Annotated in this window: 24 protein-coding genes; 15 read left to right on the top strand and 9 right to left on the bottom strand. The window is 40.1% G+C overall.

The features are described from left to right. Nucleotides 1-95: 95 nt before the first annotated feature. Nucleotides 96-1,217, bottom strand: coding sequence for a zinc-binding dehydrogenase (locus Q4567_RS02260; RefSeq protein ID WP_303499198.1), 1,122 nt, complete (start codon nt 1,215-1,217; stop codon nt 96-98). A 380-nt stretch (nt 1,218-1,597) separates the two neighbouring features. On the opposite strand from Q4567_RS02260, the gene Q4567_RS02255 reads away from it, so the two are divergent. The 3 genes from Q4567_RS02255 (at nt 1,598) to Q4567_RS02245 (ending at nt 4,304) form a co-directional block, all read left to right on the top strand. Beyond that, nucleotides 1,598-3,091 carry a methyl-accepting chemotaxis protein gene (locus Q4567_RS02255; protein ID WP_303499196.1) on the top strand — a complete coding sequence of 498 codons (1,494 nt, stop codon included), beginning with the start codon at nt 1,598-1,600 and terminating at the stop codon, nt 3,089-3,091. A gap of 9 nt (nt 3,092-3,100) precedes the next feature. Beyond that, the gene (locus Q4567_RS02250) at nt 3,101-3,625 is read left to right on the top strand and encodes a DUF6436 domain-containing protein (protein ID WP_216048920.1); all 525 of its coding nucleotides are present in this window, start codon (nt 3,101-3,103) and stop codon (nt 3,623-3,625) included. A gap of 109 nt (nt 3,626-3,734) precedes the next feature. After that, nucleotides 3,735-4,304: a pyridoxamine 5'-phosphate oxidase family protein gene (locus Q4567_RS02245; RefSeq protein ID WP_303499193.1), complete on the top strand. Its 570-nt coding sequence runs from the start codon at nt 3,735-3,737 to the stop codon at nt 4,302-4,304. 19 nt (nt 4,305-4,323) lie between these two features. Here Q4567_RS02245 and Q4567_RS02240 read toward each other — a convergent pair whose 3' ends face one another. Next, nucleotides 4,324-5,619, bottom strand: a complete 1,296-nt coding sequence (locus tag Q4567_RS02240) for a ribonuclease J (RefSeq protein ID WP_303499421.1) — start codon at nt 5,617-5,619, stop codon at nt 4,324-4,326. Between the two features lie 356 nt (nt 5,620-5,975). Between Q4567_RS02240 and Q4567_RS02235 the strand changes: the two genes are divergently transcribed. From Q4567_RS02235 to Q4567_RS02220, 4 genes are all read left to right on the top strand, one after another. After that, on the top strand, nt 5,976-6,533 hold the full coding sequence (locus Q4567_RS02235; RefSeq protein ID WP_216048922.1) for an HNH endonuclease: 558 nt from the start codon (nt 5,976-5,978) through the stop codon (nt 6,531-6,533). A gap of 100 nt (nt 6,534-6,633) precedes the next feature. After that, a complete protein-coding gene (locus tag Q4567_RS02230) occupies nt 6,634-7,536 on the top strand; it encodes an acyltransferase (protein ID WP_216049200.1) in 903 nt (300 codons plus the stop codon). Between the two features lie 6 nt (nt 7,537-7,542). After that, complete coding sequence (locus Q4567_RS02225; protein ID WP_216048923.1) at nt 7,543-8,439, top strand: acyltransferase; 897 nt, start codon at nt 7,543-7,545, stop codon at nt 8,437-8,439. Next, nucleotides 8,439-9,680: a mechanosensitive ion channel family protein gene (locus tag Q4567_RS02220; protein WP_216048924.1), complete on the top strand. Its 1,242-nt coding sequence runs from the start codon at nt 8,439-8,441 to the stop codon at nt 9,678-9,680. Before Q4567_RS02225 ends, Q4567_RS02220 begins: the two co-directional genes overlap by 1 nt. Nucleotides 9,681-9,789: 109 nt before the next feature. Here the strand turns inward: Q4567_RS02220 and Q4567_RS02215 are convergent, their stop codons facing one another. After that, complete coding sequence (locus Q4567_RS02215) at nt 9,790-9,972, bottom strand: hypothetical protein (RefSeq protein WP_216048925.1); 183 nt, start codon at nt 9,970-9,972, stop codon at nt 9,790-9,792. Nucleotides 9,973-10,303: 331 nt separating this feature from the next. Here Q4567_RS02215 and Q4567_RS02210 point away from each other — a divergent pair, with 331 nt between their 5' ends. Next, nucleotides 10,304-11,083: a DUF2884 family protein gene (locus tag Q4567_RS02210; protein ID WP_216048926.1), complete on the top strand. Its 780-nt coding sequence runs from the start codon at nt 10,304-10,306 to the stop codon at nt 11,081-11,083. 17 nt (nt 11,084-11,100) lie between these two features. Further along, nucleotides 11,101-11,913: an SDR family oxidoreductase gene (locus tag Q4567_RS02205; RefSeq protein WP_303499190.1), complete on the top strand. Its 813-nt coding sequence runs from the start codon at nt 11,101-11,103 to the stop codon at nt 11,911-11,913. An 86-nt stretch (nt 11,914-11,999) separates the two neighbouring features. Here the strand turns inward: Q4567_RS02205 and Q4567_RS02200 are convergent, their stop codons facing one another. Together Q4567_RS02200 and Q4567_RS02195 are read right to left on the bottom strand one after the other, a co-directional pair. Next, entirely contained in the window at nt 12,000-13,421 is a 1,422-nt protein-coding gene (locus Q4567_RS02200; protein ID WP_216048928.1) for a sodium-dependent transporter, read from the bottom strand. 194 nt (nt 13,422-13,615) lie between these two features. Beyond that, nucleotides 13,616-14,350, bottom strand: a complete 735-nt coding sequence (locus tag Q4567_RS02195) for an SDR family NAD(P)-dependent oxidoreductase (protein WP_303499188.1) — start codon at nt 14,348-14,350, stop codon at nt 13,616-13,618. Nucleotides 14,351-14,566: 216 nt separating this feature from the next. On the opposite strand from Q4567_RS02195, the gene msrA reads away from it, so the two are divergent. Beyond that, the gene (gene msrA / locus Q4567_RS02190) at nt 14,567-15,103 is read left to right on the top strand and encodes a peptide-methionine (S)-S-oxide reductase MsrA (protein ID WP_216048930.1); all 537 of its coding nucleotides are present in this window, start codon (nt 14,567-14,569) and stop codon (nt 15,101-15,103) included. 82 nt (nt 15,104-15,185) lie between these two features. Here the strand turns inward: msrA and Q4567_RS02185 are convergent, their stop codons facing one another. Beyond that, nucleotides 15,186-16,298: a hypothetical protein gene (locus tag Q4567_RS02185; protein ID WP_252729249.1), complete on the bottom strand. Its 1,113-nt coding sequence runs from the start codon at nt 16,296-16,298 to the stop codon at nt 15,186-15,188. 135 nt (nt 16,299-16,433) lie between these two features. Between Q4567_RS02185 and Q4567_RS02180 the strand changes: the two genes are divergently transcribed. From Q4567_RS02180 to Q4567_RS02165, 4 genes are all read left to right on the top strand, one after another. Continuing rightward, entirely contained in the window at nt 16,434-18,350 is a 1,917-nt protein-coding gene (locus tag Q4567_RS02180; RefSeq protein ID WP_354667877.1) for an alkaline phosphatase D family protein, read from the top strand. Between the two features lie 177 nt (nt 18,351-18,527). Further along, entirely contained in the window at nt 18,528-19,070 is a 543-nt protein-coding gene (fldB, locus tag Q4567_RS02175) for a flavodoxin FldB (RefSeq protein WP_216048932.1), read from the top strand. A gap of 7 nt (nt 19,071-19,077) precedes the next feature. Further along, nucleotides 19,078-19,860 carry a CLCA_X family protein gene (locus Q4567_RS02170; RefSeq protein ID WP_303499186.1) on the top strand — a complete coding sequence of 261 codons (783 nt, stop codon included), beginning with the start codon at nt 19,078-19,080 and terminating at the stop codon, nt 19,858-19,860. 129 nt (nt 19,861-19,989) lie between these two features. Then, nucleotides 19,990-20,400, top strand: coding sequence for a biopolymer transporter ExbD (locus Q4567_RS02165; RefSeq protein WP_216048934.1), 411 nt, complete (start codon nt 19,990-19,992; stop codon nt 20,398-20,400). 106 nt (nt 20,401-20,506) lie between these two features. Here Q4567_RS02165 and Q4567_RS02160 read toward each other — a convergent pair whose 3' ends face one another. The 3 genes from Q4567_RS02160 to Q4567_RS02150 all read right to left on the bottom strand — a co-directional run bounded on the left by Q4567_RS02160 (nt 20,507) and on the right by Q4567_RS02150 (nt 22,195). Further along, nucleotides 20,507-20,884, bottom strand: coding sequence for a hypothetical protein (locus Q4567_RS02160; protein ID WP_303499185.1), 378 nt, complete (start codon nt 20,882-20,884; stop codon nt 20,507-20,509). A gap of 112 nt (nt 20,885-20,996) precedes the next feature. After that, a complete protein-coding gene (locus Q4567_RS02155; RefSeq protein WP_216048936.1) occupies nt 20,997-21,740 on the bottom strand; it encodes a tRNA1(Val) (adenine(37)-N6)-methyltransferase in 744 nt (247 codons plus the stop codon). Nucleotides 21,741-21,823: 83 nt separating this feature from the next. Further along, nucleotides 21,824-22,195 (bottom strand): PH domain-containing protein, encoded by a 372-nt coding sequence (locus Q4567_RS02150; protein WP_216048937.1) that lies wholly within the window; start codon nt 22,193-22,195, stop codon nt 21,824-21,826. A 187-nt stretch (nt 22,196-22,382) separates the two neighbouring features. On the opposite strand from Q4567_RS02150, the gene Q4567_RS02145 reads away from it, so the two are divergent. Then, the gene (locus tag Q4567_RS02145) at nt 22,383-23,366 is read left to right on the top strand and encodes a serine/threonine dehydratase (protein WP_216048938.1); all 984 of its coding nucleotides are present in this window, start codon (nt 22,383-22,385) and stop codon (nt 23,364-23,366) included. Nucleotides 23,367-23,379 lie beyond the last annotated feature (13 nt).

The following is a 23,379-nucleotide window of genomic DNA, read 5'->3' as shown; positions in this document are numbered from 1 at the left end:
GAATTCACCGCAACATTCGATATCAAAACAAACCAAAAAAAATAGTGAAGGGTAATTATATCCTTCACTATTTTTAGTTTTTTAACCGACTGAAATTAACCTAAACTGGGGTTGAGTAAAAATTTCTCGCCGGTTTTCTTTGCCATATATTTGGCAATAACAGAAGGCTCTAGAACCTGCTCAAAAGACAGTTCATCGGTAAAATCAATGGCGAAAGTTGTATCGATTTCATTAGCAACACGCTGATGTAATTGTTTTACCTTTTGTGGACTTTGTTTGCCTAAGAATTGCATTAGCAACCAGCCTCCAATACCCCATGTCATGCCATAGGCGCGATTTAACACTGTTGGAGAAAAGTCTAATCCACCATAAATGTACACCTGCTTGTTATCAGCTGAACCATAAGTATTAAATCCTTTGGCGTCTTTACTTCCCACTCTTTCCATTGCTGCGAGTATATTACTGACTAAGTCGCCACCACCAATTGCATCAAAGGCCAATGTGGCTCCGGTAGCTTCGATTGCTTCATACAGATCTTGTTTGAAGTTTTCACTTGAGGAATTACAAATGTATTTTGCCCCAAGCTTTTCTAGTATTTCTACCTGCTCTTGTTTTCTAACGATATTCACTAACGGAACATTTTCAGCAATACATATTTTATTCAGCATTATTCCTAGACTCGACGCAGCTGCTGTATGTACCAAAGCAGAATGTCCTTCTGCACGCATAGTTTCTACCATACCTAAAGCGGTTAATGGGTTAACAAAAGAAGAAGCCGCTTGCTTAGCTGAGGTATTTTCATTATGGACAATACATGCTTGAAATGGCACAACACACAACTCAGAGTAAGTTGCACCACTTAATACGCCGACCGTTTTCCCCATCAAGGCTTTGGCTGATTCACTGTCTCCAGTGGCGACCACTTTACCAGCCCCTTCATTACCTATTGGTAAAACCTGATCCAATCTTGAGCGCACGCTAGCAAGCATCGCTGGTGCAACTGGCGCAGTAAATTCCATTTGATCTTTATTAAAGGTTCCTTCGTATACGTTAGCTGGACCAAACATTGGCCACATATCGGACGGATTAATAGGTGCGGCTTGGATCTGAACCATAACTTCATGAGGCTTCAAAGCGGGTATTTCTCGTTCTTTTAAAGAAACGGTTAGTTGGCCATTTGAAGTAATTTCGGTGAATAATTGTTTCGTGACTGTCATATTTTAACTCTCATAATGTAAAGGCAAAATGTATAAATCCAAGCTAACATTAAGCGTTGAGATATTCGAATGATAATATTTGTTTGATCTACATTAGTTACATTAATGTAACTTTATTAAACAACGATAAAGAGAATATTGAAAGAACGAATGAAAGCTTAATTTGCTACGGATAATTTAAGAACCGCAATTATTCAACGTTTTAGAAAGTGCTTAAGCTTTATCTAGCACTGCTAGTTCAAGGTACACATTGAAGCAAAGAATAATATACCGTTTGCTCATCTGCATTTAAAACTTTCCGTTCTCATTTTAAAGGCTAAATAAGCAAATTCACCTGCAAACTTAGCATTTTATTTTCAACAAAAATGTGGATATACGAAATGAATAGCATGAACCGACCATGGATAGACAGCGCTAACAAGGTTGTGACTTTTGTTTTACCAATACTATTACTGATCAGCTTCGCCATCGCTCCCATTTATGGAACTTGGCTTGAAGCGGCTGTGGTAGGCATTCCTGCCGTTATTATTCCACTACTTTTGATCAATAAAAACGCGCAAGCCGAAATTACTCAGCACGTAGTTGCTGTCAGCTTCATGTTGTTTTCAGCTTTGCATATTCAGCAGATGCACGGCGCGATTGAAATTCACTTTGGCATATTTGTGTTGATGTCGTTTTTAGCTTTTTATCAAAATTGGCGTATTTTTATTACCGCAATTATTGTCGTTGCAGTGCACCATTTAGGCTTTTTCTTTTTACAGCAGGCTGGTGCGCCCCTATATGTGCTGTTAGATGGTGAACTACTTTTCACCTTACTGTTAGTGCATTTTGCTTATGCTATTGCGCAAGGTGTGATTTTAGCCTGGATGAGTAAAAAGAACGCAGTTAACACCCAAGCTGCCCATGAATTGTTAAAAAGTGTTGGCGGCATTGCCACAGGTGACGGCAAATTTAATCTGACTTATCGCTCTAACCCCAATTCTAAAAGCCAATCAGTCATTGCCTTTAATCAATTAATTCAATCCTTTGAAATTATTGTCAATGAAGTGGAGATGCTCGGGGAAAAAATAGACAAAAATGCGAGTTCCACCAAAGCTGCTTCAAATGAACTACAAGAATTTAAACCAATCGCAAACTCCGAAATATCCGCTATTGCGAATGCTTCTGAGCAGCTATCGGATTCTGCCACAAGCATATCGGATTTAGCCATAGAAACCTATAATCGCGCTAGTGATGCCAGACAGGATACCGAAAAAGCGCAAACGGAGATGACGAACGCAAATACCGAAGTGAGCAAATTAGTTGAGAACATTTCAAAGACCAGTAAAAGTATTGAAGACCTGGCCAATGAGTGCGATAGCATTTCTAGTGTTTTAGAAACCATACAATCTATAGCAGACCAAACTAACCTACTAGCACTAAATGCTGCGATTGAGGCGGCCAGAGCGGGTGAGCAAGGACGCGGATTTGCAGTAGTTGCCGATGAAGTTCGTCAATTAGCTTCGAGAACAAAAACCAGTACCGAAGAAGTCAATGAAATCATGGCAAGACTGCTGTCATCTTCCAAACAGTCTAGTTTATTTATGCAGGAATGTATGACTTTAGGAAACACCACCAGTAAACAAGCTGATTCAGCGCTTAATTTAATGCAAAGCGTACAATCAAATATCGAACACGTTGATGAGGTGACTAATGGTTTGAAGAGCGCGGTGGAAAACCAAACCAATGTGATTAACAATATCGCCAACTCTGTGGGGCAATTGGATTCAATTAGTCAGAAAGAGTCCGCATTAGTGCAATCTGTTTCCAATGAAACTCAACAGTTAGAGCTCATATCAAGCAAATTAATGCAAAGTCTTAGTAAATTCAGATGAAACTAACCGATGACAATTAAAGGGATCTTAGCTGTGATTATGTGGGCAGGTGCAAGTCTGTTCGCATTATTTTACTTTGCTCAAAATAAGGTGACGAGTTTCGACCCCCAGCAATCATTGCTGCTAGCCTCAATGTCACAAGACTTTGATGACAAAGTTAAATCCGTTTTTTCCGGCGCCTTACAACCGATAAACAATACGGTCTTTCATATTCAAGGGGGATCTTGCAGTTGCAATAAACTGTCACAAACCCATATTCGTAAACTCAATATTACCTTTGCTGAAAATGGCTACAAGGTGCAAACAATTGATCCTAAAAATAACGCCAACCTGAAAAAACTAATTCCATCCTACCCAGCAGTGGTTATTTTTGATGAGTCAGGTAATTTAGGATATTTAGGCCCCTATTCCACTGGTTATCTGTGTAGCTCTCGGACAAGTTTAATAGAACCAATAGCTAAAACCATAGTCGCAAATAATCATCTAGGTGCCACAGTGGTCACTGATGGCGAAGGATGTTATTGCCAATCTTAAGCAAACAACATGTTAGTCTAGGACATTAACCAGAATATATTTAGGCAAATGCTGGTAGGCCAAAGTACGGAAGTTGATTGAAAAAATGAATGAAAATATGGACTCGATAATGTGGTTAAAAAAACTACAGACTTCAATAGTTGATAGCCAAACTAGACCTGAATCAAAATATATCCAACTAGCGACTACTAATAATCAAAACCAGCCAGAAGTCAGAACCGTCGTTTTTCGTGGTTTTTTGAATACTACTACGTCTTTACTTATCCACACCGATATACGAAGCAATAAAATCAATCAAATTCAGACCCATAACCAAGCTCAAATATGTTGGTATTTTAGTCAATCCAGAGAGCAGTACCGCTTAACCTGCAATATCCAGATTATAGATTTCCAAAATGAGCAACATCAGTCGCTGCGTTTACAACATTGGCAAAACCTGTCTTCTAGCGCGCAACAGTCGTATTCTTGGGAAACCCCCGGCGAAATTTTAGGTCTTGATGACATCCACCAAGCTCAAGTAAGTGATAACGTTAACCAAGACGAAGTAAGTGTAAACTTTGCCTTGCTATTATTTTCGGTCTCCGAAGTTGATCATCTTCAGCTCAAACTCACCCCACATAAGCGAAATCGCTACATTTATAGCAATCATGCATGGCAAACACTAAAGATAAACCCATAGAATTCGAAGCATGTTGTATTTAATTGTTATCCAGCGCAATACGCCCTGTTTTTACCGCTTGGCGCTTTACTCCTAATTGTGGAGCCAGCAAAAATATATCCCCATTATTGCCGGTTAACGTGCGTAAAACATTTGACTGCTTAGCTAAATAAGCGTTTCTTTGCATATGCATTTGTTCACCGTGAGTCGGCACTGCAACTTGTGGACGCACCCAGTTATACATTAATTTCAACTCTTCTTCACAAGGGTGACCCGAAGCATGAATAGCAAACTCACAGTCTTCAGACAAAACAGTGTTTATGTTACGCGCTTTGAACGCCTTGATCAGATTCTCAACGGCTTTTTCATTTCCAGGAATGACAATAGAACTGAATATGACCAAGTCCCCCTCATCAAGTGACAAGTCACGGTAATGATCTTGCGCCAGTTTAGACATGGCAGCCCTTGGTTCACCTTGACTACCTGTAGCGACAGCCAATACTTCGTTAGCCGGCAAGTAGCCACTGTGATAAGAGTCAATTATGCTTAAATCTTCAGGCCAATGCCCTGTTGCCTTGGCGGCCCCTACGGTATTTTGCAATGAGCGACCAAGCAACGCTAGATATCGTCCTGTTTGTTTGGCGATTTTCGCTAGGGTAATCAATCGCGCAATATTACTACTGAAACAGCCCACGACTACACGGCCAAGTGCTTCATCCACTAGCTGCTTCAATCCTCGATAACAAGCCCCTTCGGATATAGAATATCCACTTTTTGTGGCATTGGTTGAATCACAAATCATGGCTAAAATATTCTGCTTTCTCAGTGACTTAAACGGTTGTTCATTAAAAGCTTTACCGGTAACCGGATGACTATCAATTTTCCAATCCGCAGTATGGAAAATATTCCCCGCTTCAGTCCGTATAATTAACGCATGGGGTTCTGGAATAGAGTGTGTAATTGGCATCCATTGCACATTGAAAACGCCAATATCAACAACTTGCTCAGACACCACTTCAATAATTGGCATATTTTGATTAGCGCTATTTCGCAATTTCCGACGAAGTATTTCAGCGGTGTAAGGGGTTGTATAAACGGGACACTTAAAGCGTTGCCAAAGATGCGGTAAGGCACCAATATGATCCTCATGGGCGTGAGTGATAACTATGCCAACCAAATTTTCTTTTTGACGAGTTATAAATGAGGGATCGGCACAGACCACATCATGTTTTGGTCCAACTGCAAATCCTTCTTTATAGGTTAATGGTTCATCGAAAGTGAGACCACAATCTACCATTAACCACTGATTGTTATGTCCAAAAAGATTCATGTTCATACCGATTTCGCCTGTACCACCTAACGGCAAGAACCACAGATCATTTTGTCCTGGAATATAAGATTGAATAAATAGCATCCTTTTATAGATTCAACTGCAAGTCATTATTATGCACTAGCTTCACAAAAAGATTATGTTTAAACGCAAATAAATATTTGAATCGAAAGAAAATTGTATTGTTAGATTTTTTGCACTAAATCTGTCACAGTAGCTGTATATTATTTATACCGATTTGGAACCATAATTATAATTACAGGCTCAAATTCCTGACAAAGTGGTTTGTAGACAATACAAGTAATCATCAATCGACCATTTTTCAGGGAGCTTGAAACAACTACAGCGAGTTGGGGAAATTTATGTTGGTATTGCGATTGAACAAATCTGGTATGCCGCAAGCGTGGATAACACCTGAAGAAGCGGCCAAGTATTATGCCCAAGATCGGGTTTTATTCGAGCTGGGTGAAAGCAAAAAAGTCATGCTTGGTGGCTGGAATAATCAAGGAATTCAGAGTCGACTTCAGCTTTCTTCAATTATTGGTTGCGAAGGAAAAGTGACGAACTTGGACGGCAAAATTTCCCTGTGTAATCGTTATCTATTCCGTCGAGACAACTTTCTTTGCATGTATTGCGGACAAAAATTTAAATCATCCCAACTCACTCGCGATCATATTATCCCTCGCTCTCGCGGCGGAAAAGATGTGTGGACCAACTCAGCAACTTCCTGCACACGCTGTAACTGCCACAAGGCAGCGCGTACTCCTGAAGAAGCTCAAATGTCGTTAATTGCAGTGCCCTTCACACCCAATTTGTATGAGCGATTTTACCTGATGAATCGACGTATTTTGGCTGACCAAATGGCTTTTTTGGGGAATCACTTTTCACGAAATAGAAGTTGGCTGGATCAAATTTTGTAATCGTCTACCGAATCACAATAATTGTTTGCAACAAAGCCCACAATTTAGTTTACAATATCGCCCATTAATTCTGAGAAATGGGGTCTATTCTAGCGTGTCTATCCGCAATATTGTTGGTCATTTTATTGGTACCATATCTGTCATTATTTATTTTTTTAATACTGTCTTTTGGGTCATCCCCATTGTGATCCTTTCATTTTTAAAGTTGATCCCAATTAAATCTTGGCAAAAGTTGGTTAGTTATCCGTTAGATGGTTGTGCAACTGCTTGGATTGGCGTGAATAACTTAAATCAACGAATCACTTCCAATACCCAGTGGGATGTAGAAGGCGTTGAAACACTTACACTTAATGACTGGTATTTAGTGACGTCTAATCATCAGTCATGGGTCGACATTCTTGTTTTACAACGTATTTTTAATCGCAAAATTCCCTTTCTTAAATTCTTTCTAAAAAAGGAATTAATCTGGGTACCATTTTTAGGTATCGCTTGGTGGGCGTTAGATTTTCCTTTTATGAGTCGTCATTCGAAGTCTTTTCTAGCCAAGAACCCGCATTTGAAGGGTAAAGATATGGAAAGTACCCGCAAAGCATGTGAAAAGTTCAGCACTAAACCAGTCAGTATTATGAACTTCGTAGAAGGCACACGGTTAACAGAGGAAAAGTTGAAGCGAATCAACGGTCCCTATAAACACCTTTTAAAACCTAAAGCTGGCGGGATGGCGTTTGTGCTTAGTGCCATGGGCAATCAATTGCACAAGTTTTTGGACGTAACAATATATTATCCAGAAGGTATACCGTCTTTTTGGGACTTTGTGTGTGGTAGGGTCAAAAAAATACAAGTAAAAGTGAGAATTTTGTCCGTCGAAGACATTCTTAATAGCGATGCCTTTGGCATGGATTATTTTGACAACCCCGAACAACGCGCTCGATTCCAACGTTGGTTAAATCAATTGTGGTCTGAAAAAGATCACACTCTCACGACTATGTCTTCGAGTAAATAGAGTGTTATGTTGAGTTTTATCCCTGCTTTTTTGATGTTCCCAATCCATTTTGCATTACAAATACTTAATCTTGGTTTTTGGGCAGCGTTGATTATTATTTTGGGGGTAATTAAGTTTATACTCCCATTTAAATGGGTAGCATCACTGCTCAGTCCAATGATGCATTTTATGATGTTTGCGTTTGGGGTGGTTAGTGTCAAACTCATACGACTGACCAACAACGTCCAATGGGACTGTTCTGTAGAAGGGGAGTTGAGCAAAGACAGCTGGTATTTGATGATGCCAAATCACTTAAGCTATTTAGATATCATTTTATTGATTGAGTTTGCCGCATCGCGGATCCCCGCCCCCAAATTTTTCCTCAAGAAAGAACTCATATGGTTGCCCTTTGTTGGTTTAGGAGCCTGGGCCCTTGGCATGCCTTTTATGCAGCGCTATAGCAGAGAGTTCGTGGAGAAGAATCCCCACTTAAAAGGCAAAGACATTGAAACCACCCGTAGATACTGTAAGAAGTTTCAAAGCACACCAACTACGGTAATCAACTTTGTTGAAGGATCAAGATTCACACCAGAAAAGCAGCGGGCTAAATCCAGCCAGTACCAACATTTACTTCCCCCTAAAGCCGGAGGTGTAGCTTTTACATTAGCGGCTATGGGCGACCAATTTACTAATATCTTGAATGTCACCATTTTGTATCCTGAAAACAACCAACATCCAATGATGGATATGCTGTGCGGCAATCTTACCCGCATAGTTGTGCACATTGATGTACTCCCCGTGGCGGATGATGTTATTGGAGACTATTTCAACGATGCGGAGTTTAAAGGACGGTTCCAGATTTGGCTAAATGATTTGTGGGCCAGTAAAGATAAATTCATATCACAATTAGGTAGCTCGAAATAATGCTTCAACAAGAAAAAGTCAAAGAATGGTTGCTGACGAATTTAAGTACAATTGATGTAGGCATCACTGAGCATAGTTGGCTGTATCAAACCTCCGCTATTTTACTTTCTTTAGGTCTGGCCACAATCGCTTTCATGTTAACCCGTTTGTTGATGCGCGGGCGTATTTCGAGAATCGTTTCATTAAGCCGAAATAATTGGGATGATGAGCTCCATAAACATGGGTTTTTCCAGCGTATAGGCCACATAGTTCCTGCTTTGGTTATATTTTTATTAACCCCTGTTTTGCTTGACGTATCTAATATTCTTTACGCGTTTATTCAAAAAACCATGTTGATTTATATAGCTGTCTCAGTTGTATGGTCTAGTAGTGCGCTATTTAACACAATTGAAGACGTGTATAACGCGTCAGATTTGGCCAAACGAGCGCCGATAACCGGCTTTATTCAAGTGGCTAAACTGGTCGTCGTGATCCTTGCTGTACTGCTTATTATTTCTAATTTACTCAATAAATCTCCCCTACTGTTACTTTCAGGTCTTGGTGCTGTTACAGCCATATTATTATTGTTATTCAGAGACACTATTCTCGGTTTTGTGGCGGGAATTCAAATTGCAGCGAACCGAATGGTGAATACGGGCGACTGGATTGAACTGCAAAAATACGGTGCTGACGGTGAAGTATTAGAAGTTGGATTAACCACAGTTAAAGTACAGAACTGGGACAAAACCATCTCAACAATACCCACTTATACGTTAATCAGTGATTCGGTGAAAAACTGGCGCGGCATGTCTGAGTCGGGCGGGAGGCGAATAAAACGCGCGATTAAAATAGATATCAGTAGTATTAAGTTCTGTGATGCTGAAACGCTTAGCGAGTACAAAAAAATCCGATATATCAGTGACTATATTGAATCTAAAATCCAGTTGCTGCGCGATTATCACGACCAACAACATATTGACGAGCAAGATTTATTAAACAGTCGCCGTTTAACCAACATAGGTACTTACAGAGCCTACGTTAATGCGTATTTGCATCATCATATGCAACTCAATAAAGATATGACCATGATGGTTCGTCAATTGCCACCAACTGAAACCGGACTACCTTTGGAAATATATTGCTTTTGTGCAGATAAAAATTGGGTAAATTATGAAGGGGTGCAGGCAGATATTTTTGATCACTGTTTAGCTATGTTACCTATTTTTAATCTGAGAGCTTATCAAAGAGTTAGCGACAAATAATCAATACAGGGATTGCGCCCTAGTCTTGCAAACAATAACGCTGACTGTTTGCATCCATTTAGAGGAAAACTTTAGTCAGCGTTAATATCATTGATTAAAAAGCTTAGATTTAGCTCCAGGCTAGGGCTACGGACAACAACAAAGTCGCAACCAATCCCGTCACACCGAAGAATCCATACTCAACTTTCTCACGCATTCCACCAGCAGGTGAAGGTAGAAAACCCATAATCAAACAGGTTGCGCCCAAAACAAACACAAGAACTGTTATTCCAAATAAAATGGCATCAACCATGCTATCTCCAAGTTAATTAACGTTAAACTCCGTACATTATGCACCAAAACGTCTAATTGGGGGAGTGATCTATATCAAACAGTTAAAATTTTCTTCAATATATAATAGCCAAAAGAATATAGTTAAATTGACTAACTTTTAGTATTTCTTCCTATTCATCGTAGGTCATATTACCAACTTCACAATTCTAAAATAAGTTAACTAATTGATTATACTGAACTAATTAAAACTGGCCAGAGTGTTGCTACCTTATTAATAAATTCAATCAACACAGTCAGTGGTCGCTAGCGGTCATTGTGCTAATTAGTTAATTTATGTAGAGGAAAAAATTATGAAACAATCAGTGATCGCCGCAAGTATATTGTTGCTCTCTGGCACCGCGGCCGCAAATGAGTGTGACGTTAGCATGGATGGTCAAGTTTCCTTAATAAACAACGTATTGACCATAACGACTGAAGCCAATGATGTAATTAAAATTGATGCTGGCGAAGCGTTATTTGTAAACGGCCAGCGCATGGATGTAAACAGGGACCAAGAAAGGTGGGTATCTGAATACTACAATGGTATCTACGATGCAGTCCCAGTAGCGGCTGAACTTGCCCTAGATGGTGTAGCAATAGCCAATGTTGCAGTGTCTGAAGTTTTGGGTAATTTGCTGGGAACGGACAGCAACGCAGTGGATAAGATCCAAGAAAAATTAGATCAAATTAAGGAAAAAATTGAATTCAACTTTTACGCTGATGATGGCAGCATTCATATAGATTCTGCTAACTTTTCAGATGGCGATTTTTTAGGTGCGCAGTGGCAACAAGATTTTGAAGAAACAGTGGAAGAAGTGGTTACCGCATCCATTGGCCATTTAATGATTGCCCTTGGAACCGAACTTATATTTGGTGATGGTGATACAGATGCTTTCGATGAACGTATGGATAACTTTGGCCAAAATATCGAACAAAAGATTGAAGCCAGAGCAGAAAAGTTAGAACAAAAAGCCGATGCTTTTTGCATGCGTTTAGCAAGCATTGATTATGCTGAAAATAAACTTCAAAACTCAATGCAAGAGTTGTCAGGATTAAATCTGATTACCGTAAAGTCAGATTATAAAATGTAAAAGGCAAAATAAATATCGTGAAAATAGCAATTATTGGGGCGGGTTGGTTAGGTTTACCACTTGCCCAAGCATTAACTCAAAGTGGCCACTCAATTGTGGCCACAAAACGTTCTGCCTCTGACGTCAAAAAGTTACAGGATATGGGTGTATCAGCGTTCCAATATGCTCTGGGCGATAACTTAAACAGCCCTGAACTAGGCAACTTGTTTGATGTGCAAACTCTTATCCTGAATATACCGCCAGGTCGCAAATCACCAACGTTGACTGAATACAATAATCAAATGCAAGCATTAGTCACTGCGGCCAAACAAAAAGGTGTGCAAAAGGTTATTTTCATTTCAACTACTGCGGTCTATGGTAATCGCGATGGAATAATTTACGAATATTCACCAGTAGCTCCACACACCAACAGTGGCAAAGCTCATGTCGAGATTGAAAATTGGATTCGCGATCTATTCCAGCAAAACGCCTGTATTCTTCGATTAGCAGGTTTGGTCTCACAAGATAGACATCCTGTACGTAGTTTAAGTGGCAGGAAAAATATTGAAAATGGTCAGCAAGCTATCAACCTTGTACACCGGGAAGACGTGATTAGCGCCATTCAAAAGATAATTACAAACAATAAGTTTGGCCAGACTTATCACTTAAGTAGTGTTGAGCACCCAACCCGACAGCAATATTATACTGATGCCGCAACGTCTTTAGGCTTGCCGCCTCCTGAATTTACCCCTGTCACCTCTGCGCCCTCAGGCAAACGCATCAATTGTGACCTCACCATTAACGCACTTGAGCTAACCTTAGCCTACCCTAGTCCATACGATATGCTTTAGCGCCAACCTAAAACCTCAAATTCATATTTATCAGATGTAAAAAAGCCGGTCTGTTGACCGGCTTTAATTTGAAGTTAGTTACCTAACTATCCAATCAGCGCTTTTCCGAAATACTTCAGTGCGACAGTATTAATAAAGACTAAAAATAGGATTAGCGGGATAAAGGTTCCCACCGAAAAGTCGACGTATTTTTCAAAGAAACTGCCTTTGTAACTAGGAGCTCCTTGGTCTAACTCTGCATTAAAATTCTCTTTTTTCCAACGATAAATCACGAATAGACAGATTAGCAATCCATTTAACGGCAAAATTGTGTCATAAAAAACATCAACAATAATGTCGAACAAGGATTTATTCTGTCCTGCGTAACTCGTCAATGAGGTGACGGGATCCCAAATACCAAATGACAGAGTCGTCACCCCAGAGGTCACAACCAATAACAGCCCCATTACGCCCAACGCTTTTTTCCGGCCCACTTTTTTCGATTCCATAAAGGATGCCACTGGCACTTCGAAAATTGAAACCAAAGAGGTTATGGCGGCAAAGAATACCAGTAAGAAGAACAAACCGGCGACAACACTTGCTCCAACGTAGCCAATGGAGGCCTGTAAAGCTAAAAATATCTTAGGCAAAAAGGTAAAAATCATTCCTACAGAGGAGTCACTCAACTCTGCTGTATTGGTATTAGGGTTAAACGAAAATACCGCTGGAAGAATTAAAAGCCCTGCAATGAAGGCCACCCCTGTATCCGCTAAAGCAACGAATTTGGCCGAACCTGGTACATCACTTTTGCTATCTAAATACGAACCATAGGTGATCATAATCCCCATCCCCAAAGATAAGGAAAAGAACGCTTGAGATAATGCGGCGCTGACCACAGATGCATCAATTTTACTGAAATCGGGGACCAAATAATATTCCACCCCAGCAAAGGCATTGTCTAGGGTAAGTACAAAAATAACCAGACCGATTAGCATGACAAACAAGGCGGGCATCATCACTTTTGCGGCTTTTTCGATCCCCTGTTTTACCCCTCCTTGCAAAATTAAGTACACCACAGCTAACACACCAACCATGTAAATAAATAACTGCGAAGACTTTACGAAATCAGTAAATGTTGAAGGATCGGCTAATTTATCTAAATTACCCATCGCGATTTGAAACAGGTAACCAAAGATCCACACGGTAATGACCAGATAAAATACCGCGATCATAAAAGGCGTAATAATTGACAACCATCCCGCTATCCGCCAATGCAACTGATTTTGGCTAAGTTTGACATAAGCATTGAGGGGATCCATTCGACTTCGCCGTCCAATAGACATCTCTGCCAACATCACGGGTAAACAAATTAACATCACAAAAACGGCATAAATGAGCAAGAATGCTCCGCCACCATTTTTGGTGGCAGCAACTGGAAATCCCACCATGTTGCCAATACCCACAGCGGACCCTGCCGCAGCCAAAACAAACCCGAGACGAGAACCAAACTGTTCGCGATCTGCTGCCATAATATTTTCCTTTTTTGTTGGTTGATTACCCCTTACTGTAGACTACAGCGCAGTTTAATCACCCTTATTGTTTTTAGGTTAGAATGACGATGTTAACAGGCTAATTTTAAAATGTCTTTTACTTAAAAATATAGGTTTGCCAAAAATTAAAACACAGCAGATATGCAGCGTAATATTGATAAAACACCCACATTTCACCATGGAATCGGTTGATTATCCCAATCAATAAAATGCGGAGCTTGGTTGAAGTCTAATGTTTGCAGGTGTGATAGTAGTCTTTGCACAGTAAAATCCACACTAAATAACTTTTCCTTTGGCACATTGGATTGAAAAGGTTTAGACAACCCCGTATCTACTGTACCTGGGTGATAACAGATAAGTTCTACGTTTTTAAATCGACGTTTGTATTCCACCTGACTAGTTTTCACGAGCATGTTTAACGCGGCTTTACTGGCTCGGTAACCGTACCAACCTCCCAGTTTATTATCTTCTATACTGGCTACTCGGGCCGATAGAAAAACCACTTGAGAATGAACCGATTTAGAAAAAAGCATAGGCAGGTGTTTTAACCACATCATAGGCGCCAGAGTATTTACTTTAAAGTAGTATTCCAATTGTCTAGCTGTAACATCCTCTAGCCTTTTTTCTGGCCTCACCGCCCCTGTTATGTCGTCGGCATGAAGAACGCCGATACAACAAATAACCAGGCTAAATTGACCGTATGCTTGCAACTCTTTACAAAGGTTCTCTACTTGCACTTCATCTACACTGTCTAGTTGATGAGTGCAGAGTTTTGGATGTTCGATTTTATCGGGTCTTCTAGATACAGCATGGACAACATCAAAGTGACTGTTATGACACAATCGACGAACAAGCTCGGCACCAATACCTGATGAACTGCCAATAATTAGCGCATTTGTTTTTTGCATAACTGAATTTTACCTCTGTATTTAGAGCGCAATAGCTTGCCCCTTTCCGCTAACTCAATTATTCCCATGCACATCACTAAGCAAAATAAGAGAGGGTTAAGCGGGCAATGATAATCTTAGTACGCAAAACTATCTGTTGTGGATGCCTTGAACTAAACTAAATTCGTTACCATGTTAAGTGCAACAATTCACGAAAACTTATTTTCTGAGGAAAAAATGGCAAATATTCAACAAGCAACCCTAGCAGGCGGCTGTTTCTGGTGTATTGAATCAGCATTCAACTCTGTTGATGGCATCCAATCAGCTTATTCAGGTTATGCTGCAGGTCACATTGATAATCCAACTTATGAGCAAGTTTGCAGTGGCTCAACGGGCCATGCTGAAGTGGTGAGAGTCAATTTTGATGCGGATAAAATTTCGTTTCGAGATGTATTGGAAATATTCTTTTCTTTGCACAACCCCACCCAATTAAATAGACAAGGCAATGATGTAGGCAGCCAATATAGAAGTGCTATTTTTTATCATAATGATGAACAGAAGAAATTAGCCGAAGAGATTATCGCGGAAATTGAAGAGCAAAAGATCTGGCCAGACCCTGTCGTTACCGAAGTCACGGAAATCAACAATTATTACCAAGCCGAAGATTATCATCAGGATTATTTCACTAACAACCCACAGAACCAGTATTGCAATATGGTCGTGGCCCCTAAATTAGCGAAATTTAAAAAGAACTTTGCCAGTCGATTGAAATGACAACGTTTTAACTATCAGGATATTCGAATAACAAACAGCATAACCGATAAGTATTTAACTCGTCGGTTACGCTGGTTCTTATTTAGTTAAACCAATTAGGATCGATAGGCATAGAAAATAACAGCGGCGCCATTTGTTCGTATTTAGTTCGATTCGTTTCACAAACAACGTTTTCTTTGTAATATTTTTTCCACGGGTCGTTGATCATCCAAATTTTATCTCCCACTACAGCCAACCCCTCTAAAGAAGCGTTATTCATTAACTCCCATTGACCACAATTAGGATCATTAGAATTAGTAGGTGCGTAATAGTGAACTGGGATAATTTTGGTTTCGTGTTGTTTTTTTAAATCAACCAACCAAATATTGTTATCATTTCTAGCGGCAGCAACTAAATAGCCAGGGTGATTAGTTCTAGGCAAATAGTCCATGGCATTAATCGGATGATTACCGGATTCAAACTTTGGTAATCTGAGCTCCAAATCAGTTACTTGAACAAAGTCATCAGATGCCCAAAAAGAATCTTCGACTTTGACTGAGAAGATTCGAGCGTTTACTTGTTTGTCCTTCTCCAAGCCCAAATAAAGAGTGCCATCGGGTCCAAAAGTCATCGCTTCGATACCGTCATTGGGGAAATTGCCAATGTTTAATGATGCTTCAAACTGTAATGGCCTTACATGCGTGATCAACAATGAATTGTCGTCTTGTAGCTCAAGTCGCACTAACAATGTTGGATAGTCAGTTGAACCGCTGTTTCGATATTTTTCAAAACAACTTTCAGACATGCTTTCACCACGAGTCGCATCTTCGGTGACAACCACAAACACTTTATCATTACGCGGATCAACGGCAAGTGCCTCTAGATCAGGCGCATCATTTAAATATGCGGCAAAACAACTCTGCTGAACAGCTTCCGACATAACAAATAACAGTGATTCTTCTAAAACCAGTGCATTTTTAGGCTCGATAACATGTAGCTGCTTACGCTGAGAAATATCCGCACTTCCATCAGAGACAGAAAGTAATTTCCCACGCCAACTTTTAAGTCCGGAAGTTTGTGGATCAAGCATCACATCGCCAGTAGATTCAGTTAACCACTGACCTTGCAAAGGAATACTTTGTGATTTCTGCTCTTTCTCTTCCGCGCACCCCGCCAGTCCAACAACAACTAAAAAAATTAGACTCAGTTTCTTCATTATTCCTTTCCTCATCCTTCGGCAGGTTTTATAAGTTGTTAATTTATTAATAGCAAGTAAATCAGAAAACTATTTGCTTGTTCGCTTAAAACTAATGCAAACTGAATAGAAATTTCGACTATTTTTAATATTGCTTTGGTAAAATCAAGACTTTCTCAACATCCTCCCAAAGAATTGCCCCCGATTATTGCGGGACCTATTCTTCGTGCAATTGATGAAACTAGTATTACATTGTGGATGCTAGTTAGTCACAAATACGAATTCGATGCTAAAGTCTGGACCAAAGAGTCTGATATCTTATATCACCAGAATATTGACGAACACTCAAATATCGTCAGAGTAGGCAAAAATGCGTTCATTTACGTCACTACCTTAGCACTTTCTGAATCGTTAACGGAAGCGACCCGCTATTTTTACGACATTACCCTTACCGATAACCAAGGCATTCGTAAAACCTTGCAAGAATTGATGCCTGACATAGTGTATAACCAGCAAAGCTCTCCGAGTTTCTTTTTTAATAGGCAAATCAATAACGTCTTACATGGCTCCTGCCGTAAACCTCATCACAATAGTAAGGATGGGATGCTATCTATTGATCAGGCTTTGGAACAGTCATTTGCAGATGAAGCCTCAGCACCCGATTTACTCATATTATCTGGCGATCAGGCTTATATTGATGATGTGGCAGGCCCGACTTTATTCGCTATTAACCAAGTTATTGAGTATTTAGGTTTATTCCAAGAAGAACTGTCAGGGGCGACAATAGATAGTAGTAAGCAATTACCAACTGATGAAAATTGTTATTACCAACGCCCTACTTTGTTACCTGACAATGATACAACTGAAAACGTAATGTCTTACTTTTTCAAGGGTAAAAAGAAACCGATATTTACTTCGGTAAATGCAAATAACCATTTGATAAGCTTCGCAGAAGTAATAGGTATGTACGCGCTAATATGGTCTCCTGAAATGTGGCGTTTTAGCAAACTTGAAGCAGACAATATCGCCCCTCAATATCAAGCTACCTACGCAGAAGAATTGCATTGGGTAGAAGAATTTAAACAGGGGTTACCTAAAGTGCGCCGAGCAATGGCGCATATTCCTGTGTATATGATATTCGACGACCATGACATTACCGACGATTGGAACTTAACCCGAGGTTGGGAGGAAGCGGTTTATAACAATGCGTTTGCTAAACGCATTGTTGGTAATGCCTTAATTGGATATTGGCTGTGCCAAGGTTGGGGCAATGATGTAACAAAACTTTCTCCGCTCACAGAAAAATTACTGCCTTTTTTCAGCGATAGTGGTATCGAACAACATGATCAGGTTATTGATATTTTGCTGCACTGGGACCAATGGCATTATACCTTGAACACTCACCCGAAAATTGTTGTGTTAGACACGCGGACTCAGCGTTGGCGCTCGGAATCAAGTTTAAGTAAACCTTCAGGATTGATGGACTGGGAAGCGTTATGCGACTTACAACAAGAGTTGATCGATCAACCCGCGGTTATTATGGTTTCCGCAGCACCGATATTCGGTGTTAAACTGATTGAGACCATTCAGCGCATTTTTACCTTTTTTGGTCGAGCATTAATGGTTGATGCGGAAAACTGGATGGCGCACAAAGGCACTGCGAGTGTGATTCTTAATATTTTCCGGCATTACAAAACGCCCCCCAATTTTGTGATCTTATCTGGTGACGTACATTATTCCTTTGTCTACGATATAACCCTAAAATTCAGACGCAACAGCCCCCACATCACTCAGATAACCAGTAGCGGTATTAAAAACGAGTTTCCAGAAAAATTAATAAGTTGGTTTGATAGACTGAATCAGATTTTATTCGGTCCAAAGTCACCGTTGAACTGGTTCACACAACGTCGCAACATGACTATTCGCCATCGCCGTCCTAGCAACCAACAAATAAGAACGCTTCTAAACGGAGCGGGAATAGGCCAATTGAAAGTAAACGACGATTGCACCGAAGTAGAAGCCTCTGTTCTATTAGCAAATGGTGAGCAAGTCACTTTTATCAAAAAAGATTGACGCCACATCATCGACTCTGCAGTAGTTAAAACGGCTGCTAACAGATAAAAATAAAAAATCGTTGGATATTGATAGCGCATACAGAGACAATAATGGTTGAGTAATCGTTAATACCTATTTCGTTTAGGAGCGTTTCTAAATAACGCATCCCTTATCGGAATTAGTATGAGGAAAAAAATGTCAGAAAACGCCCTAAACATTGGTTTATTTTTCGGTTCTACCACCTGTTATACAGAAATGGCCGCAGAAAAAATCCAATCAGAAATCAACGAACTTTTCGATGCCCCTGTTGTTCAACTATTTAATATAAAAGACGTAGCATTGAGCAAAGCACAATCATTCGACATATTGTTGTTCGGCATTTCCACATGGGATTTTGGTGAATTGCAGGAAGATTGGGAGTCGACTTGGGATGATATTAAAAGCCTGAACTTAAAAGGAAAAACCGTTGCCTTGTTCGGATTAGGAGACCAAATTGGTTATGCCGACTGGTTTCAGGATGCGCTAGGAATGTTACACGACGAGTTAGCAGTGCTTGAGTGTGAATTTATAGGCTATTGGCCCAATCAAGGATATGAGTTTAATCATTCCAAAGGACTGACTGCAGATAAAAGTCATTTTGTTGGATTATCATTAGATGATGAAAACCAATACGACTTAAGCGAACAACGTATCAGTCAATGGTGTGAACAACTGCTGACTGAAATTCCACTAAGCTAGCCATCTAATGTCGGATATTATCCCTAGAATTCAGCGACCTTTTTATCGAAACGGTGCAGAGCATCGGGCGGGAGCGGACGTAAGTTTTGGAGATATTCGTAAAATTTTCGGTTTCAAGACGATTCAAATCGGAAAATGGGTAACCCAATCGGAGCAACAGTTAGCGGCTAACCTATTTTTCGATGCGCTGTGTGACTTAATGGACATCTTGCAAGTCAATGAGCAAGTCATTTCCCTCAATGGTACTTTGTCACTGGCTTTTGGGATTGGCGGACAAAAGCACAGTAGCGCACATTATCATGCACCTAAGAGACAACTATCCTTAGCTAAAAATGCAGGTGGCGGCGCCCTAGCCCATGAGTGGTTCCATGGTTTCGATCATTACATTAGCGCTAAAATGTATTCCACAAACCTACCCCATGCATTTGCCTCTAGTCTTTGGTTAGAAGATGCCATAATGCATTCACATCCTTTAAACCAAACCCTCTCGAATTGGTTTCAAACCTTATTTTTAGACAGTAATGGAATCGAGCCCAGCGAATATGTCACACGATGCGTACAAGCAGATAAAAGCATGCAACTGTATTATTTCGCTCAACCACAAGAGATGGCTGCAAGGGCGTTTGAAGCGGCTATTCAGGATCAAAACGTTAAAAATGCATTCCTAGTGCAAGGCACAAAACAAACTGTAGAAGCACAAGTAGGAATATATCCGATTGAAAAACATAGGTTAGAAAGTAACGCTAGTGTACTGAAATATTTTAGAATTTTGGGGAAAGCGCTCAATTAACGGGCAATTTTAAACTCAAATTAAAATTAATTGCTAAAATCTAGCAACAAATTTCATTTAACGCATTTACTCTGACACCAAAGTGATTCTATACTAGGACATTAACGATTAGTAACTGTGGTTGAATTTATGAGAAAGAAAAAGCACGGCTCCGCTGATGACGAAGCTCAAATTGATATGACCCCCATGCTAGACATCGTTTTTATTATGTTGATTTTCTTCATTGTAACGACGTCTTTTGTGAAAGAAGCTGGCTTGATGGCTAATCGTCCAAAGGCTCCAGATGCGCCGCCGCCGCCAAGTAATGCAAAAACATTGGCGATACGAATTGATCAGCAAGGTACCATTGTAATGGATAACCGTGAAGTTGATATCCGTCGTGTTGTGGCAAACATCCAAAGCTTTTTAGCAGAGAATAATACTGATTCTGCAGCGATCCAGGCTCATTCAAAAACCAAGCACGGTATCGTGGTTGAAGTAATGAACCAAGCCAAAGAAGCAGGAATAGACAAAGTGTCAATTCTTGTTAAAGACAGCTGATAAGATTCAAGTTGATTTTAAAAGCCCTTCAATTGAAGGGCTTTTTTTTGGCTATTACTTTGTCATGACTCAAACTTGAGAATTATTCAGGTCATAGTTAACTTAACTAAACAAAGTCTTTAATAATACGTTTGACCGAACGATGGTTTCTGGCTACACAGACATCATCAGCCACATGATCGGCAGGATAACCATACAACCCAAACCTATCTCCCTTGCTGTGAGTGATGATAACAACATGCTCAGGTGGCTTATCAATATTGCCTCGAAATGGATCAATTACTGGCACCTCATAGCGCCCAAGTTTGATTAGTGCCACACGTCGCCCATTACGATACATAAATCTGTCGAAAACGGGGTTATTTAAGATACTGTAAACTGCAAATTTGGGAATTTGAAACGGAATACCTTGCCATACAATTTCAACAATTTGCAGCTTATCGGCTAAGTTAGAGATTGAATCCGGTAGTTCAATATCACGCATACATCACCACTTTATCTAAACCATCTAAATTAAATATAGCAACAAATATGCTAAGAGAAAATTGTTTGTATAAAAAACCTTCAGCAAAGCAACTTAAAGTAACCATGCCGATTCAAAAATTAATATAGTAGTCCCGACAAAGATCTAGGTATTCATCGGAATAAGCGCCTTGTTGGTTATGTATACTGAATTCCTTTGTAATTAGCTCTGTTTGACTAAATCCAAACCTTAGTAATTGACGTATTGCCGGCTTAGAAGGATTTGATTTCACCACTGTTAGCATTTGACAGAAAAGGCCTTGCTGCTTAGCAAGAGTAAAGATATCGCCACTTTGCAACGGTAATATGCAGTAAAAATGCCCATGCGGTGTTAATAAATTAGATACTGAGTGGAATAATTCGGCGAGGCTTAAGCGCGTATCGTGTCTAGCTTGCCTTCTTGATTCAGTCATGAAATTAGCGTCTGTGACTTCTAGCTCTCCCATTTTTCCTTCAAAGTATGGCGGATTGCTCACAATTAAGTCGTATTGAGATGACCTAGGTAATTGCTGCAAAGCTGTATGTTGGAAAGACAGTTTTGTTGTCCACGGACAGTTGTTCGCATTTTTTCGAGCCTGTAAAACCGCTTTCTCATCAACATCTATGCCCAATATGTGACTTTGCTCGGCAGCTCGTTGCGCCAACATAATCGCAATTAAGCCACTGCCGGTTCCAATATCTAAAATAGAAGAGTAATTGCCTTTCGCCACCCAGCTTCCTAACAATATCCCATCAGTTCCCACTTTCATGGCACAATCTTTATGTTCAATATCGAATTGTTTAAATCGAAATCCGTTAAATTTAGTTTTGGGGATCATTTGGGAGGATCACTTACTTGCACGCTGCTATTCATAAAGTAGACGAGGTGGAAAATCATTCCCACCTAATTTGGCTATATCGCTTAAAACATATAATCGGCAAGGGTACGTTGAATGCCAACTACCACATTTTTATTTAATTCTTTTTCAATTGGCTCATCAATTCCAGATATCCAAATTTTGAACTCAGCATCTAAATCGAAATGTCCTGCGGTTTCCAGTTTAAATTGGGTAATTGCCCGATAAGGAATTGAGTGATAGTCGACTTTCCTTCCAGTTAAACCTTGTTTATCTATTAATATCAAACGCTTATTAGTAAAGACGTACATATCACGGATTTCTTTAAATACACGTTCTATGGTTTCACTTGCCCCTATGATAGGAGCTAACTCTTCACTAACGTCAGCCACATTAATTTCTGACGCATTCCCCATTATTTTGTCTAACAATCCCATTTTTGTCTCCTGATTCATGTTGCGGTATTAAGCATAGGGGATTGGTTGCAAAACACAATACACCTATACCCATTGTGTCGAGTTTATGCTTCACTAGGAAATCAAAAATAAACGTCAGACGAAGTAAGCCGCTTACTATACATAAAATCTGTAGATAACGACTTAATATGCGAAAAAAGGAGTCTAGATGACAAGCTATTCTGACATTGTTCAAGCCCGCAAACGGATTGCTTCAATGATACATCAAACCCCAATAATTGAATCTTCGTTATTGAATGAATGGTTGGGCAGCCGAATCTTATTTAAAGCAGAATGTTTACAACGAACCGGCGCATTCAAAGTGCGCGGTGCTATTAATACCTTGGCCAAACTAGCCGAACAGAATGCTTTACCAGAACGTGTGGTTGCCAATAGTTCAGGCAATCATGCCCAAGCAGTTGCATACGCAGCCAGCCTATATGGTATTCCAGCGAAAATATTTAGTACCGAAAATGTATCGGCAGTAAAAGCACAAGCTACTCGGTATTATGGTGCTGAACTAGCGCTATACCCAACTCGACTAGAAGCAGACGATGCAGTAAAACAGGCATCCATAGAACCAGGAACCTTGTGGATACCTCCATTTAATCACCCCGACATTATCGCTGGACAGGGCACCTTGGTAGTGGATGCACTCGAACAAACAGGTGATGTAGACGCGATATTTGCGCCCTGTGGTGGCGGTGGACTATTATCAGGTACGTTAATTGCGGCTCGAGCCCTTTGTCCATCGGCAAAAATATTGGGGGCAGAACCACTGGTAGCCAACGATGCCGCAGAGTCTTTACGTCAGAATAAAATAATAACGCTGAACAAACCACCGCAAACCATGGCCGATGGGGCTGCGACGCCATCAATAGGTGAGCATACTTTTGCGGTACTAAAAATGCTAGATGGTATAGTGGAAGTATCCGAACCTGATATCGCTTACTGGACTCAGTGGTTACAACATTTACTCAAGCTGCATATGGAGCCCACTAGCGCTATGTCGATGCAGGCCGTCATTGAGTGGTTAAAACATCAACCGAAAGGTCAAACAATATTAGTGCTGTTATCGGGCGGAAATATTGATCATAAAAAAATGCAACAAATTTGGTCCGTCGATTACCTAGGTCATTTACCTAGCTTATAAAAATAAGAGGATT

It is taken from the genome of Aliiglaciecola sp. 2_MG-2023 (genome assembly GCF_030548145.1).
Taxonomy (GTDB): domain Bacteria; phylum Pseudomonadota; class Gammaproteobacteria; order Enterobacterales; family Alteromonadaceae; genus Aliiglaciecola; species Aliiglaciecola lipolytica_A.
Note: the sequence above shows the minus strand (reverse complement) of the source record. Positions and strands in the feature narration are given on the sequence as shown.